We start from the raw sequence: 15,123 nt of genomic DNA, 5'->3' as shown, positions 1-15,123 counted from the left end.
CCGAGGGATCATTCTTTTTTACTTGAGCAAGCACACAATAATTACTTTAACTTATAATCTATCAAAAAAGCAACCGCAAAAACCGCGGTTGCCAACCCAGCACTAAGGCTTGAACTTGCTGAGAAAGTTCTTTTTCGGTCGCGCAAAGGAGAATCCTTCACCCAAAGCCTCATTAACGTTAATGACGGAAACGAAGGCTTTCGAATCGTGCCGGGCAATGATTTGCCGCAGTCGATGAAGCTCACTGGGTGCGACGACCACGTAGATCATTTGCCGGGGTTTATGGGAAAAGCCACCTTCGCCGCTGACCAAGCTCACACCACGCTGTAGCTCATCCATGATACTGTCCGTGATTTCCTGGTACTGGTCGGAAACGATGATGATCCCCCGAGCAGCGTAGGCACCTTCTTGCGTGAAATTCACGAGCCGGGCGAAGACGTAGGAGTAAATCAAGGTGTAGGCCATGTGTTGAATATCGATGTAAACCAGTGAAATCAAGAGAATCACGACATCCAGCCACAGCAATGTTTGGCCCATGGGTACGCCGTAAAACCGCTCCATGATTCTTGCAACGATGTCGGTTCCCCCAGTAGTCCCACCGTACCGATAGAGGAGGCCGGAACCCAGACCACCGGTTAATCCGGCTGCCAGAGACGCGAGCAAGAGGTCGTGGTGAAGGTCAATTGCGAGTGGGACCCGTTGCCAGATCCAGAGGAATAGGGCTAACATGGCCGTCCCATAGATGGTATAGATCAGTGATTGCCGACCTAGAAACCGGTAGCCGATCAACAATAAGGGTGCGTTGATCAGAATCGTTGAGTAGGCTGGGTCCAAATGGAATAGCGCCCGGATGATCAGTGTGATCCCGGAGATCCCACCATCCGCCAAATTATTAGCGATGTTGAAGAACACCAGGCTAAAAGCCATGGTGGCACACCCAATCCCAATCATCAATAGGTCAATCAGCCGGATAGATTCGTCCTTAACTTGTGTCATGACGTTCTCTCCTAACCAAAATAAAATTTTTACTTTTCCATCATAGCACAGCGCAAGCGCTAACAGGCGACAAACTCGCGGAGAAGCGGTGACTTTGAATTCAATTCTCTCGAGGAATCTGTTAGACTGGCATATAGAGCACACTGACTGATTGATAACGACTGGTAGGGAATCCCCCCCAGCTACCGATCACGTTAAGCGCGTAGAACAATCGGCTATTTCGGCCGGCGAAAGGTGAATTTAACATGAAGTTGGAACAGTTACCGGAAGAATTTGAACACGCACGCCCAGTCTTACAGACGATTGAGCAGGCGGGCTATGAAGCCTACTTTGTTGGCGGCAGCGTGCGGGACACCATCTTGGGCAAGACCATTCACGATGTCGATATCGCCACCAGTGCCTACCCCGATGAGATCAAGCACCTCTTCAAGCGGACGGTCGACACGGGTATCGAGCACGGCACCGTGATGATTTTGGACCATGGCACTGGCTACGAAACGACGACGTTCCGCTCCGAATCGACCTATACCGACTTTCGCCGGCCTGACCAAGTGACCTTCGTCCGCTCACTGGCCGAGGATCTCAAGCGCCGTGACTTTACGATCAACGCACTAGCTATGCGTGAAAACGGGGAAGTCATCGACCTATTTGATGGGCTGACCGACTTGGAGAATAAACAGATTCGTGCCGTGGGCGATGCCCAGGAGCGATTCCATGAAGACGCTCTACGGATGATGCGGGCGGTCCGATTCGCTAGTCAATTGGACTTTACGATCGTACCGGATACGTTGGCGGCCATTACGGCCCACGCGCAACTCCTGACGAAGATCGCCGTGGAACGGACGCAGGTAGAACTGTTGAAGCTGCTCCAGGGAAAGACGCCTCAGCGCGGCCTGACCGATCTCATGGCGACCGGCTTGTGGCAGTATTGTCCAGACTTTGCCCCCCACGAGACGGCTTTAAAGGAACTCACAACGCAACTCGTTCACGGTGCGTCATCGGAGACGGCTGCCTGGACGCTGCTGGTTACCAAGTTTGGCCTAGAAGCGGCGGCAGTTACGCCCTTTATGAAACATTGGAAAACGGCCAATCAAACCATCAATGCTGTCCAAACGACCAGTAAGACGGCCGCACTACTGCTGCAGGGAACGCTGAACGCTTGGCAACTCTATCAGTGTGGTGCCGATCTGATGCCAATTGCCAACGAGGTCGCCGTTATTTTAGGGGCGCCGGACCGTCTGGCATCTCTGACGGCACAGTTAGCGGCGCTACCGATCCAACACAAGAAAGAATTGGCCATCACTGGGAAGGATCTCATGCAGGCCGGCATTCAACCGGGCCCGCAACTGGGAGCCATTCTCGGCGACTTAGAATACGGGGTCGTGACCGGTGCCGTGGCGAATACCCACGACGCCTTGGTGGCCCAAGCAACTGCTTAAGAATCTTAATTAAGAGAGTGAAGAGACTATGCAAACCTTACGCGCAGAAAATTTACACCGAACTTACGGTGAAAAAATCTTATTTGATAATTTAGATTTCATTATTAACGAACATGATCGGATCGGCTTGATTGGGGTTAACGGGAGCGGTAAGACCTCGCTGCTGGACACCTTAGCCGGCATCAGCAACGAGCAATCCGGCGAGCTGTCAACGCCCAAGGATTATTCCATTGGCTACCTGACGCAGAAGCCCGATCTCGATGAAAATCTGACAGTCATGGACGCCGTATTCTCTGGTGATCAGCCTGTCTTCGCCACGATTCGCCGTTATGAGGCGGCACTGGCGACCTATGGGGACCATCCCGAAGATGCGAAGGCCCAACAGCGTTATTTGGACGCCGAAGCACAGATGAACGAAGAGGAAGCCTGGACCGCCGAGAGCGACGTGAAGACGATTCTGACCCAGTTGAAGGTCACCGACCTGTCACAGTCGATTAAGACCATGTCTGGTGGACAGATCAAGCGGGTCGGTCTGGCACAAGTGTTGATTCAATCGCCAGATTTACTCTTGTTAGACGAACCGACCAACCACTTGGATTTTGATTCCATTGCTTGGCTACAACAGTACTTGGCTAGCTACAAAGGGGCCTTACTGGTCGTCACCCATGATCGCTACTTCTTGGATCAAATTGCCAACCAAATCTGGGAACTCGACTTCGGGAAGCTCTACCAATACCCTGGTAACTACCAAGCTTATGTACAGGAAAAGGCGGAACGTGTCAGCCAGGAAGCCGATGCCGACCAGAAACAACAACAGCTGTATAAAAAGGAATTGGCTTGGATGAAGGCCGGCGCCAAGGCCCGTTCAACTAAGCAACAGGCCCGAATCAACCGGTTCAACGATATTGCCAGCAACGTCGGTACACGGCAGGTTCAAAGCAACGTGTCGATCTCATTAGGGCAACAGCGTCTGGGTAAGAAGGTCATCGAACTCAAGGATGCTAACTTATCCTTGGGCGGCCACACAATCCTCAAAGATTTTAGCGACCTGATTCAGGGCGGTGAACGCATCGGGATCAGTGGGGAGAATGGCGCTGGGAAATCCAGCCTGCTCAATGTGATTGCACAACGACTGCCACTGGATTCTGGGATCGTCACGATTGGGGAAACGGTCAAGATGGCTTACTACACCCAGCAGATCGAACCTATTCCAGATGACAAACGGATGATTAATTACCTCTCCGAAGTGGGGCAAAACGTGACCGACAAGGCGGGGAATTCCGTCAGCGTGACTGAGCTTTTGGAACAATTCCTCTTCCCACGGTTCATGCACGGGACGCTGATCCGTAAGCTTTCTGGTGGTGAAAAACGCCGGCTATACCTGCTGAAACTTCTAATGGAACAGCCGAACGTGCTTCTCTTGGACGAACCGACCAACGACCTGGATATCAGCACCTTGACCGTCTTGGAAGACTACATTTCTCAGTTTGCAGGAACCGTCATTACGGTTTCTCATGACCGGTACTTTCTGGACAAGGTCGCCGATCGATTACTGATCTTTGACGGTAACGGTCAAATTGATCGGTATTCTGGGCAATTCAGTGCTTACCTGGATGACGCTCAGAAGGCTAGCAAGGCCAAGACCAAGCCGGTCAAAGAAAAGACGACTAAACCCGCCGATGACGCGCCCGCTAAGCCCAAGAAGAAGGTTAAGCTGACCTACGCCGAACAAAAGGAGTGGGAAGGCATTGAGGCCGTGATTGACGGTCTTGAAAGTCAGAAGTCTGAGGTCCAAACGGCCATGAACGCCAACGGGGCTAACTACGATAAGCTGGCCGACCTACAGGCGCAACTCGACGGCCTCGACAAGCAGCTCGACGAGAAGATGGAACGTTGGGAATATCTTAGCGAGTACGCGGAATAGGAGCTGACTAGAATGCTAGAAGATGCTTATTTAGACTTGGCCAAGAAAGTTTTAAACGAGGGCCATCGCAAGTCCGACCGCACGGGAACCGGGACGTTGAGCCTATTTGGCTACCAAATGCGGTTCAACTTGCAGGAAGGCTTCCCGTTACTGACCACAAAAAAAGTTCCCTTCGGCTTAATTAAGTCGGAATTACTGTGGTTTCTAAAGGGTGATACGAATATTCGGTTTCTTCTGCAACACCACAATCATATCTGGGACGAATGGGCCTTTCAGCGGTTCATCGAAAGCCCTGACTATCACGGTCCAGACATGACCGACTTTGGTCGTCGCTCACTGATTGATGCTGACTTTAATCAGCAGTATCAGGCGGAGAAAAAAGCCTTTGACGACCGTGTTCTCAACGACCAGGCCTTTGGCGACCACTACGGTGACCTCGGTTTGGTCTACGGCAGTCAGTGGCGGGCTTGGCAGGGCAAGAATGGTGAGACAATCGACCAAATTGCGAACGTTATCGAAACCCTGCGGACACATCCGGATTCCCGGCGGATGATCGTCTCAGCGTGGAACCCCGTCGATGTACCATCCATGGCCTTGCCACCCTGCCACACCCTGTTCCAGTTCTACGTCAACGATGGCAAGTTGAGTTGCCAGCTCTACCAGCGTAGCGGGGATATCTTCCTGGGCGTGCCGTTTAATATTGCGAGCTATGCCTTGTTGACCTCCCTAATTGCTAAGGAAGTTGGCCTGGAAGTGGGCGACTTCGTGCATACCCTGGGTGACGCACACATCTACAGTAACCATATTGAGCAGATTACAACGCAACTCGCTCGAACACCGAAAGCAGCGCCACAACTGTGGTTAAATCCGGACAAATCGAGCATCTTTGATTATGAAATGGCAGACATTAAGGTCACGGGTTATGATCCGGCACCGGCCATCAAAGCGCCGGTCGCCGTTTAGCTAGATTGGAGGCACAGCCATGTTAATCTTTCTTTGGGCGGAAGGGCACAACGGTGTGATTGGCCAAAACGGTCAGTTGCCGTGGCACCTACCTGCCGACATGCACTTCTTCAAAACGGTCACGACGGGAAACACCATCGTGGCGGGCGCACGGACGTACAAATCCTTTGGTCGGCCGTTACCGAATCGGCAAAACATCGTAGTGACGCACCAACCAGCTGGCAATTTCCCCGATACAGTCATTGTATTGGACTCGCTGGATGCTGTGCGGACCTATGCAGCAGCGCACTCGGACGATAAGATTTTCGTTGTCGGTGGTGCTCAGCTGTTTGTCGGGTTACAAGACGACGTGGACTTTCTGTATCGCACGGTGATTGATGCCAATTTCACTGGCGACACCTGGATGCCCGCCATCGACTATGAAAAATTCCAGTTGATTGCGACCCAGCCGGGGATTCGCAACGATAAAAATCCTTACGACTACCACTTTGAGCAGTATCAACGGCGGTAAATTGGTCGCACTCCGGCTACCAGAAATTCCACCTGCTGTGGGGACGCTTCAGACTCCAAAAATGTAAACGAAAAGGCGTTGTGCCACCGTGCTTCAATTGCGATTGAAGGGACGTGGACAACGTCTTTTATAGTTAATATTTTATTGCCAAACTAGGCGTAGAACAGAATTGAAAAATACATCAGACCCGTCCCGAGCATGACGAAGAGGTGCCAGATGACGTGACCAAACGGGACGCCCTTGAAACTATAAAGCACGGCGCCCGCGGTGAAGGCAACGCCACCAAGGAATAGTAACACGAAACCAACGGGCCCCAGACCACGATATAGCGGACCGATCCCCATCAGACACATCCAGCCCATCACCACGTAGATAACAGTGGAGAGAACCTGGAACTTTCCTAGCCAGATAGCCTTGTAGACGATACCGGCGATGGCCATGGCCCAGATGATGCCGAACATCCACCAGCCGAGTTTGCCCCCGACAACTAACAAACTGAATGGGGTATAGGTTCCCGCAATCAACAGATAGATCGCACAATGATCAAATATTTGAAAGACGTGGCTGGCGCGGGTAAAGTACAAGCTATGAAACAGTGTTGAGGCCAGGTAGAACAAGACCAAAATGATACCGTAGACCAGGAACGTCGTCATGCGGAGACTGCCACCTTCGCCGTGTGCTTGTAGAATCAGAATGACCAGTCCGGCAATGCTCAACGCCGCACCGATTCCGTGGGTCACCGCATTAAGGACTTCATTGACGATTTGATACGTGCGACTCCGTTCTTTTTCCAAACAAATTCCTCCTTCGTTGACTGTTATCAGAAAATTCTGATAATCAGATCGGCGAGTTAGTAGAATTACTGAAAAATTTCAACAATTCTGCTATACTATTACCGTATGTTCCATTACGCATATTGTAGCATAAACCAAAATCTCTGGTCAGAAAGAGTGGGATACCCATGGCTAAAATTAAAATTGTTGCGGATTCTTCTGCCGGTCTAACCGACCAGCAAATCCAGGATTACAATATTACCATTATCCCGTTGACGGTCATGATCGATGACACCATTTACGTTGAACGGGAATCAATTACCAATCAAGAATTCATTGAAAAGATGAAGACGTCTAAGACGTTACCCAAGACGAGCCAGCCGCCATTAGGCAAGTTCGTGGAAACCTTTGACAAGTTGGGCGAAGATGGCAGTTCCGTCATCTGCTTCAACATGTTAGCCGCTATCAGTGGCACAGTGCACACCGCCGAACAGGCTGCGCAGTTGTCTAAGACTGATGTTACGGTCGTTGACACGCAGTATACCGACCAAGCGATGGCCTTTCAAGTGATTGAAGCAGCCAAGTTGGCCGCTGAAGGTGCCGACAAGCAGGCCATTCTGGATCGTGCCGTTGCCGTTCGTGATCACACCAAGTTATTCATGGGCATCGTCACCTTGGAAAACATTCTAAAGGGTGGTCGGCTTAGCCGGGCTGCCGGTATGTTGACGTCACTGTTAAACATCAAGATTGTTTTGCAAGTAACTGGCGGCGAGCTGAAGATTCGGGCCAAGGGTCGCGGTATGAAGACCATCGACCGGTACTTTGATAAAGTTTACGAACAAATCAAACAGACACCGGACATCGTATCTATCGGAATTTCTCACGTGGAAGCTTTCGAATCGATCGATAAGATTCAGGGCCATCTGCACGAGATTTTACCCGATAAAGACGTGCTGGTGCGTGAAACGGTACCTATCATTGCCACCCATGGGGGCCCAGGCGCCTTCGCATTGATGTACTACACCGATCCAACTAAATAAGTGTTAACCGAGAAAAGGGGTGGCACGGCCACCGCTTTTTCTTTATCCCGAGGGGGGATTCTTAGTGAAAAATGCAAAAGGACTCAGTAAGATCGTAGGGGTCGCTCTACTGATCGTGCTCGTCACGCTGGCAGTCTTAACGTACTGGCATCCGGGCGCCCGGACCACGCTCAACGGCGCACATCCCAATGCCGTGAACCGGCGGAAGGTCGTGCGGGTCGTGGCACTGGGAGATTCATTGACACAAGGGGTCGGTGATCAACAGGATAAGGGCGGGTACACGCAACGCCTTAAGACCAAGATTCACCACCACGATAAGGTCAAGGTCATCATGCACAACTATGGCAAGTCTGGCGACCGCAGTGATCAGATTGAAAAACGCTTGGTCGATAGTAAAACGATGCAACGCCAGGTTGAAAAGTCACAGGCCATCGTGATGACGGTCGGGGGTAACGACCTCCTGCAGACGCTAACCAAGAATGTCACCATCAACCAGCAGTCGAAGCTCAATACGCAACTAGACAGTGCACAGGCCACGTATCAGAAGAAGCTCAAAAGTCTGCTGAACACGGTTCGCAAGTATAATCCGACCGCACCGATCTTCCTGTATACCATTTACAATCCGGTCTACGTCTACTTTGCCAATATTGACCAGATCACGAACGCCGTCGATGGTTGGAACGCGACAACGACCAAGACAGCCAAGTCCTACAAGGACCTCTACATGGTCGACATTAGTCGGCCGTTATCGGTGGGACAATTCAAGTCCGCTACGCAGCAGGCTAAGTTGAAGCGTACGTCACAGGACGTCAATAACGGCAAGATTTCAACGAAGACTTTCCAGAAAACCATTCTCGCCAGCGATGCGAGTGATGAATTGAATGATTACTTATCACCAGTAGATCATTTCCATCCGAACGCCAAGGGCTACCGCCTGATGACGCGCTACGTTTTCAAGGAAATGCAGGCTCACGAACAGTGGTTGCTAAAGTAGGGTGAACCCATACTTGCGGCAAGTTTAACGTGTTTGAAACAAGGAGGAATTATTTATGCAGCGTCATTCAGCTCCGAAAGTTAAATCCCAACGAAATTGGTGGAAGTGGGGCTTCCTAGCCCTGGTCGCCGTCCTGGTCATTGCCATGATCACGGTTGGCGTCAAAGCCATGGGAACGACGAAGGTCGCCTCAACGGCTACGCCAGCGACCAAGACCACTAACATCGATGTCACTCTGAATAAGAAGCAGGTCAATGCGCTCGCCGACTACTACGTCAATAAGTCTCTGAAGGGCCAAGACGTGAAGTACACGTTTCAAGTGACCGACCACGCCATCCTGACGGGATCGACGAAGGTCTTAGGCGCTAACGTTAATTTTGTTTTACTCCTGAAGCCGACCGTGTTATCCTCAGGAGACGTGCAGTTGAAGGCCGAGAAGCTCTCCATCGGGTCATTGCCTGTGCCTGTGAGCTTCGTCATGAGCTATATTGCGAAGAACTATCCGCTGCCTAAGTGGGTTGCGATGAACAGTAGAGCACAGACCGCCACACTTCACTTGACAGCCATCGGTAACGGGAAGAAACTCTCGTATGCCGCTAAAAAGATCGATATGTCTGGTGCCGGTAAGTTTGTTTTCCAAGCTCGGATTCCAGACTAACTAAGGAGGCGCTTCATGCCCAAGACGTTTTACCAATATTTAATGACGCAACGTAATCCCGAAAGCTACGACCCAGTCGCAACTTTTGCTAACAATGCCTTTCTCGACAGCTCGTTTCCCAAGCAGGATACGGAGTTTGACTCCTTATCCAAGTATCTTGAAGAGAACGCACCTTATCTGCCATCAATGACGATTTTTGATGACGCTTGGCAGATGTATTTGGCGGCATTGGCTTAATCTAGTGACGTGATTGCAGATGATTTCTCCGCAACTATTAAGTGATTTACGAAGTCTATTTAACGAGAAAGTCCGTATAACGGGCTTTTTTATTTGCCTTATGGCGGTTTGCATGATTGATCTTCTCTTTCATAACATTGTCAACGTTACAAGATAATTCTGTAATTTTGTAGTGGATTAAAATACCTTATTTTTATATATTCAAGGAAAATATTACACTATTGTTGTATAATAAATTTTATAATCCCTTATTTTGGGGTGCTTTATTTTGTAGATTAGATCAATACGGAGAACGTAAATAATGAATAGGTGCTTTGCATTGCTGTCAGTACTGACTGGTGTCGCTTAGCTTACGTTTCTGCCGACTGATCTAGTTAAATAAAATGTTTGAGGAGAGTTCGGATATGAAACGTTATGTAAAGCGCTTGATGGGCGTAGCATTATTAGGTACAGCAATTTTATCATTGTCAGCTTGTGGGCAATCAGGGGCTAATCAGGTTAATGAGAAGAAGGTTTCCTTTATCAAGGACGCGCAGTCATCCAATCAGCGAATTTGGTACATGGCCGAATCGGATGCTGACAGTGATTACGAGTTGAGTAAGGACACGCACATCGAACAGATCTTAGTGACCAAGAATGGAAAAGCAACTGTTTATAACATGCCAAATTATGATTTTAGTATGCGTGATATTAATGGCAAAAGTGATAAGCAGGTTATTACCATCGTGCAAAAAAAGGATAAAGAATATTACAAAGAATATATACATGACACAAGCAACACCGAATACATACGTAATATTCTTAAAAAGACAGAGAGCGAGTATAAATATTATAAAAAACATCCAGACTACTTTCGTGACACACATAAAGTGACATTACAAACTCTGCAGAAGTACCGAGATGATTTGAATTATTTGAAAGCTAATGAAGATACAGTCTTAGGACGTACTCCCAAGTATGCAAAACCCACAGCAAAATTGATAAATGCTAAAGTCAAAACCGATAATTCTGGTAATAATGTGAATTTTGAAAATATTACACACCGACGTTGGGATTTAGAAACAGATTCAGCAAAATTAAAACCGCTGAAAACTGATGATACTGAAGAGATAGGTGTACCTGTTTATTATCACTACACAATGACTAATGGTTTCCAGCTAATTTACGACAAACCTGTCAAGATTTTGAACGAAATGTATACCGGCTATACAAATCCTACAAATGATTCGAATACGACTTTTTTGATGACTAAAACGACAAATAAGGAAACATCTTCTGACTTTGACAAGGTAGGCACAAAGCACGTTAGCGAAGAAGAATAGACAATGGGAATATTATTTGTCATTATTCAAGAATTGGAACAGATGGATTAAATTTACTGTTAGGAGAAATTTATCATGACAAGAATCACTAAACTAATCGCGATTATCGCAGCTTCTGCCGGGGGCGCCGGGGTCATGGTCACCACCAACCCAGTTAATGTCTCAGCTAACACCAAATTCCGTTACTACAAGAACATCAAAGATCGCACGTACAAGGTCACCAACAAGAAGGCCGTTATTTACTCAAACGGCAAGATCAAGCACAAGACCGGTGCTAAGTTAGGCGAATACGGCAAGTACGTCACCGGCTACTATTCATCTCACGTCACGGTTAACGGCCACAAGCGCGTCTACTACAAATTCAAGACTGGCTCTAACCACACTGGTTGGGTCTGGAACGGCTACTTGAAGAAGGTTTCCAACAAGTCCCTGAAGACGACTTCAACCTACAACCCATACGCTAGCTCAAACTGGAACGATGAATCCGACTTCGCTCGTTTATCTAAGGGTAAGAAGTTCACAATGAATTTAAGCGACTACCGCAAAGGCTTCTTAGATACTGTCAATGCTGAACGAGCTAAGCGCGGTATCTCAGCCTTGAACGAAGACCCAGGATTGAACAACGTCGCGCAAAAACGGTCAGTTGACCAATTAACCAACCCAACTCACTACACCAGCGATGGCAAAATCGCCTTTGTCGTTGATGCCAAGGCTGCTGGAATCAATTATGCACACGCTGAAAACATCGGAAACACAACTCCTAACATGATTTCTCATGGCTTAAACTCAGATCTTGATTACGATAAGAACGCCAAAATCAATGTCGTTATCGATTCATCATATAATGCAGGTAAAGCCGAAGTATTAGGTTACATTTATGACGATGCCGACAGCAATTACGGTCACCGTAACAACCTACTTAACCCATCATACAATGTGATCGGTGTTGGCGGCTCATATGTTCCTGAATCAAATACCGTTAGTGAAACTGTTTGGAACGCCACTGTTCTTGGCACTAAGTAACACTCACTAATTCAACGTCTCTTTCATCTTTATACCAACGCCCACTCAGATTAATTTGAGTGGGCGTTTATTTACCGACAACCGGCTGGTCTAATCATCCAGCCAATAAGCATGTTGAACCGAACGATATATTTTTATGCAAGTCACCCAACAGAAAAAGCTAGCGTTCATACGATCCCAAAATATCACCACTATCTGAAATGGCTAAAAAATGGTAAACTAGGCTAGTTACTCAGATTCTCTGGTACCTTTCGATTTGCTTGCAAATGAAGGGGTAAAAAATTACGCATATCGAGCAAGCCCGAAAGGAAAATTAACGGACAAGGCTGCTCAGCTAATTGCAGAGCAAAGAAATTCTTAATTGCTAAAAGCAAACCTTCATGTTAAGACACAAACTACAATTGGTTGTACACACAACCGGACTTGTACGCGACAGAAATCAGTAAAAGTAATGCGTAAGTTTGCCCAATATGGAATCACCATATGGCAAATTTTGGGCAAATTCCAGCAAATTCAAGAACACCGAGGCGTCAAATCCTTGGTATCAAAGGAGTTACAAACTATGGCAGTTATTCAATGGTTCCCGGGGCATATGGCGAAAGCAATTCGGCAGATGGAAGAAAACGTCCATCTAGTCGACATCGTCTTTGAGCTTGTCGATGCCCGTATTCCGGCTTCTTCACGTAATCCCGAAGTGGCACGGATTGCGAAGAACAAGCCACATTTGATTATTTTAACGAAAAAAGACCTGGCCGACCCACAGCAAACGGCGGCCTGGTTAAACTATTATCGCTCACAGAATCAACCGGCGTTTGCCATCGATTCGCGAGCTAACGTGACACCCAAGCAGATCACTAAGATTGCTATGAGCATTCTGGCTGATAAACTAGCAGCGGAACAGGCAAAGGGGCTCAAGGAGCGACCAATGCGCGCTATGACGGTCGGCGTCCCCAACGTCGGCAAGTCCACCTTGTTGAATCACCTGGTCAACCGTAAGGCCGCCCAGGTCGGCGATACGCCTGGTGTCACCAAGAGTCAGCAATGGTTACGCTCCAACAAACACTTGGAACTGCTCGACACCCCCGGTATTCTCTGGCCCAAGTTCAAGGATCAAGAGACCGCGCAAAAGTTAGCAGTGACTGGCGCTATCAAGGAAAAGCTCTACGCTAAAGATGATGTTGCTCTGTTTGCCCTCAACTTTTTCCGCAAGTACCACCGGGCTGCCCTGATCGACCGTTACCATCTGGCTGAGGCCGATCTCGACCTGAGCGACGTGGACTTGCTCTTGAAGATCACAGAAAAAGTGGGTATGCGTGATGACTACCTGCGGGCCAGTGACCGGTTGATTCTGGATGCGCGCCACAAGAAACTTGGTGGCTTCACGCTGGACCGTGCACCAGAGGTAGGCGACAGCCACAATGACTAAGCAACCCAGTCTTACCAGTCTCAAACAGGATCTGGCAGATGTTATCAGTCTCACAGACCCCCGTCTTGACGTGCTGGCGGCCGACTCACGCAAAGGGGCCCAATTACTCCTGACGCAGATCAAACGTCGCTTAAACAAGCAAGCAGAGGCTGAGGCAGCCTTTCAAGAGCGCTTACACTATGAACGCGACCTGTGGGCGATGGGCAAGCTGGTCGCCGGTATCGATGAAGTTGGCCGGGGCCCATTGGCCGGGCCTGTCGTCACGAGTGCGGTGATTCTGCCGCAAAGCTTCGATATTTCATTGGTCAACGACTCCAAACAGTTGACACCCAAGGAACGTGAACGTCTGTATCCGCTGATTCTCGCACAGGCCACCGCCGTTAGCATTGGTATTGGCAGCAGTGACTTAATCGATCAGATCAATATTTATCAGGCAACGCGGGTCGCCATGCAGCGTGCCGTTTTAGGCCTAGGCGTCGCGCCGCAGCACCTGATTGTTGACGCCATGCAGATTCCGGTTGATTTACCGCAAACGCGACTGATCAAGGGAGATGCCAAGAGTGCCAGTGTGGCCGCGGCCAGTATCGTCGCCAAAGTCTATCGAGATCATCTGATGGACACCTATGATCGGCTGTACCCGGGCTACGGCTTCAAAAAAAATGCCGGTTACGGAACGGCTGAACACCTTGCGGGACTAGCGGACCGGGGTGTGACTCCGATTCACCGGAAAACTTTTTCGCCCGTTCAAAAAATAATTGCCGCTCAATCACGGAGTTAGTCTTAAAGAGACTAGGAGGTTGTTAACTTGCAACTGACACTTCGTGATTTTTTCATGCGCTTGAATTTGGTGACTGGGGTCGGCCAACGGACTGCTAATAGTTGTTGGCGGTGGCTGGACGGCCACCCCGAGATTCGCCAGGTTGATCCAACCGTGGTTTCTCAATTCGCCGATGAACTGTCCCTGACCGCCGTAGTGGCCAATGCGCTACAACTCGAATTATTCAGCCGAGACATGAACGATACCGTGACGGAAAACCTGACGCACAGTGGCTGTCTAACGATTGTCGATGCCGCGTATCCGCCACAACTACGGGAAACGTATGCGCCGCCGCTCGCTTTATATTTTCTAGGTGACTTGCGCCGCCTGCAAGCCCCACAATTGGCGGTGGTTGGGTCACGCAAGCCGACTGATTACGCCGTTCGGGCCATGCGTCTACTTTTACCGGCCGTGGTGGAACAACGGGTGTGTCTGGTCTCGGGCCTGGCTCAGGGCGTCGATACCATGACACATCAAGTGGCACTCGCACACAGAGGAACGACGATTGCGGTGATTGGTACTGGACTAGATAAATGTTATCCGGCCGCTAACCGCGACCTCATGGCAACGTTAGCCCATCAGCAGTTGGTCCTGTCGGAATATCCGTGGGGAACGAATGGCGCCCGGCACCACTTTCCCGAACGGAATCGGATCATTGCCGGTCTGGCACAGAGTGTATTGGTCGTCGAGGCGGCCCATCATTCTGGTAGTCTGATTACGGCCAATATTGCCCTGCAGGAAAATCGAAATGTACTGGCCGTTCCAGGGACGATTGATGGCAAAAATTCCGTTGGCACCAACGAATTAATTTTCGCTGGGGCAAAGCCAATCTTGAATTCTGAACATATAATAGAAGAACTTTTAGTTGACAAGGTACCCTGACTTGAAATACCATGAGTGGGATTATAGTGAAAAAATTACGAACACCACGTTCGTCGTAAAAACAAGTAAGTAGGGGTAAGGAAGCGCGTTCAGCGGGGCTTTACCACCTACCAACCGA

Annotated in this window: 15 protein-coding genes; 13 read left to right on the top strand and 2 right to left on the bottom strand. The window is 49.1% G+C overall.

Annotated features, from left to right (window positions below):
• Positions 1–102: 102 nt before the first annotated feature.
• The gene (locus EKM73_RS04495; protein WP_125700787.1) at positions 103–996 is read right to left on the bottom strand and encodes a YitT family protein; all 894 of its coding nucleotides are present in this window, start codon (positions 994–996) and stop codon (positions 103–105) included.
• A gap of 245 nt (positions 997–1,241) precedes the next feature.
• Here EKM73_RS04495 and EKM73_RS04490 point away from each other — a divergent pair, with 245 nt between their 5' ends.
• Genes EKM73_RS04490 through EKM73_RS04475 form a run of 4 tightly spaced genes read left to right on the top strand, consistent with a single transcriptional unit; the run spans position 1,242 to position 5,833 of the window.
• Positions 1,242–2,435 (top strand): CCA tRNA nucleotidyltransferase, encoded by a 1,194-nt coding sequence (locus EKM73_RS04490; protein ID WP_125700786.1) that lies wholly within the window; start codon positions 1,242–1,244, stop codon positions 2,433–2,435.
• A 28-nt stretch (positions 2,436–2,463) separates the two neighbouring features.
• Positions 2,464–4,359, top strand: coding sequence for an ABC-F family ATP-binding cassette domain-containing protein (locus EKM73_RS04485; protein ID WP_125700785.1), 1,896 nt, complete (start codon positions 2,464–2,466; stop codon positions 4,357–4,359).
• A gap of 12 nt (positions 4,360–4,371) precedes the next feature.
• A complete protein-coding gene (locus EKM73_RS04480) occupies positions 4,372–5,322 on the top strand; it encodes a thymidylate synthase (protein WP_125700784.1) in 951 nt (316 codons plus the stop codon).
• A 19-nt stretch (positions 5,323–5,341) separates the two neighbouring features.
• On the top strand, positions 5,342–5,833 hold the full coding sequence (locus EKM73_RS04475; protein ID WP_125700783.1) for a dihydrofolate reductase: 492 nt from the start codon (positions 5,342–5,344) through the stop codon (positions 5,831–5,833).
• 152 nt (positions 5,834–5,985) lie between these two features.
• Here the strand turns inward: EKM73_RS04475 and trhA are convergent, their stop codons facing one another.
• On the bottom strand, positions 5,986–6,627 hold the full coding sequence (gene trhA, locus EKM73_RS04470; RefSeq protein WP_125700782.1) for a PAQR family membrane homeostasis protein TrhA: 642 nt from the start codon (positions 6,625–6,627) through the stop codon (positions 5,986–5,988).
• Positions 6,628–6,794: 167 nt separating this feature from the next.
• Here trhA and EKM73_RS04465 point away from each other — a divergent pair, with 167 nt between their 5' ends.
• From EKM73_RS04465 to dprA, 9 genes are all read left to right on the top strand, one after another.
• Positions 6,795–7,646, top strand: coding sequence for a DegV family protein (locus tag EKM73_RS04465; protein WP_125700781.1), 852 nt, complete (start codon positions 6,795–6,797; stop codon positions 7,644–7,646).
• A gap of 64 nt (positions 7,647–7,710) precedes the next feature.
• A complete protein-coding gene (locus tag EKM73_RS04460; RefSeq protein ID WP_125700780.1) occupies positions 7,711–8,640 on the top strand; it encodes a GDSL-type esterase/lipase family protein in 930 nt (309 codons plus the stop codon).
• Positions 8,641–8,695: 55 nt separating this feature from the next.
• The gene (locus tag EKM73_RS04455; protein WP_125700779.1) at positions 8,696–9,298 is read left to right on the top strand and encodes a YpmS family protein; all 603 of its coding nucleotides are present in this window, start codon (positions 8,696–8,698) and stop codon (positions 9,296–9,298) included.
• A 15-nt stretch (positions 9,299–9,313) separates the two neighbouring features.
• Entirely contained in the window at positions 9,314–9,535 is a 222-nt protein-coding gene (locus EKM73_RS04450) for a YozE family protein (RefSeq protein WP_125700778.1), read from the top strand.
• Between the two features lie 404 nt (positions 9,536–9,939).
• Positions 9,940–10,857 (top strand): hypothetical protein, encoded by a 918-nt coding sequence (locus tag EKM73_RS04445; protein WP_125700777.1) that lies wholly within the window; start codon positions 9,940–9,942, stop codon positions 10,855–10,857.
• Positions 10,858–10,932: 75 nt separating this feature from the next.
• The gene (locus EKM73_RS04440; protein ID WP_125700776.1) at positions 10,933–11,880 is read left to right on the top strand and encodes a CAP domain-containing protein; all 948 of its coding nucleotides are present in this window, start codon (positions 10,933–10,935) and stop codon (positions 11,878–11,880) included.
• 562 nt (positions 11,881–12,442) lie between these two features.
• Complete coding sequence (gene ylqF / locus EKM73_RS04435; RefSeq protein ID WP_125700775.1) at positions 12,443–13,306, top strand: ribosome biogenesis GTPase YlqF; 864 nt, start codon at positions 12,443–12,445, stop codon at positions 13,304–13,306.
• Positions 13,299–14,084 (top strand): ribonuclease HII, encoded by a 786-nt coding sequence (locus EKM73_RS04430; RefSeq protein ID WP_125700774.1) that lies wholly within the window; start codon positions 13,299–13,301, stop codon positions 14,082–14,084. Before ylqF ends, EKM73_RS04430 begins: the two co-directional genes overlap by 8 nt.
• 27 nt (positions 14,085–14,111) lie before the next feature.
• Complete coding sequence (gene dprA, locus EKM73_RS04425) at positions 14,112–15,005, top strand: DNA-processing protein DprA (RefSeq protein ID WP_125700773.1); 894 nt, start codon at positions 14,112–14,114, stop codon at positions 15,003–15,005.
• The last annotated feature ends 118 nt before the right edge of the window (positions 15,006–15,123 follow it).

This window comes from Levilactobacillus fuyuanensis (genome assembly GCF_003946395.1).
Taxonomy (GTDB): Bacteria; Bacillota; Bacilli; order Lactobacillales; family Lactobacillaceae; genus Levilactobacillus; species Levilactobacillus fuyuanensis.
This window is presented reverse-complemented; position numbering and strand designations above follow the sequence as displayed.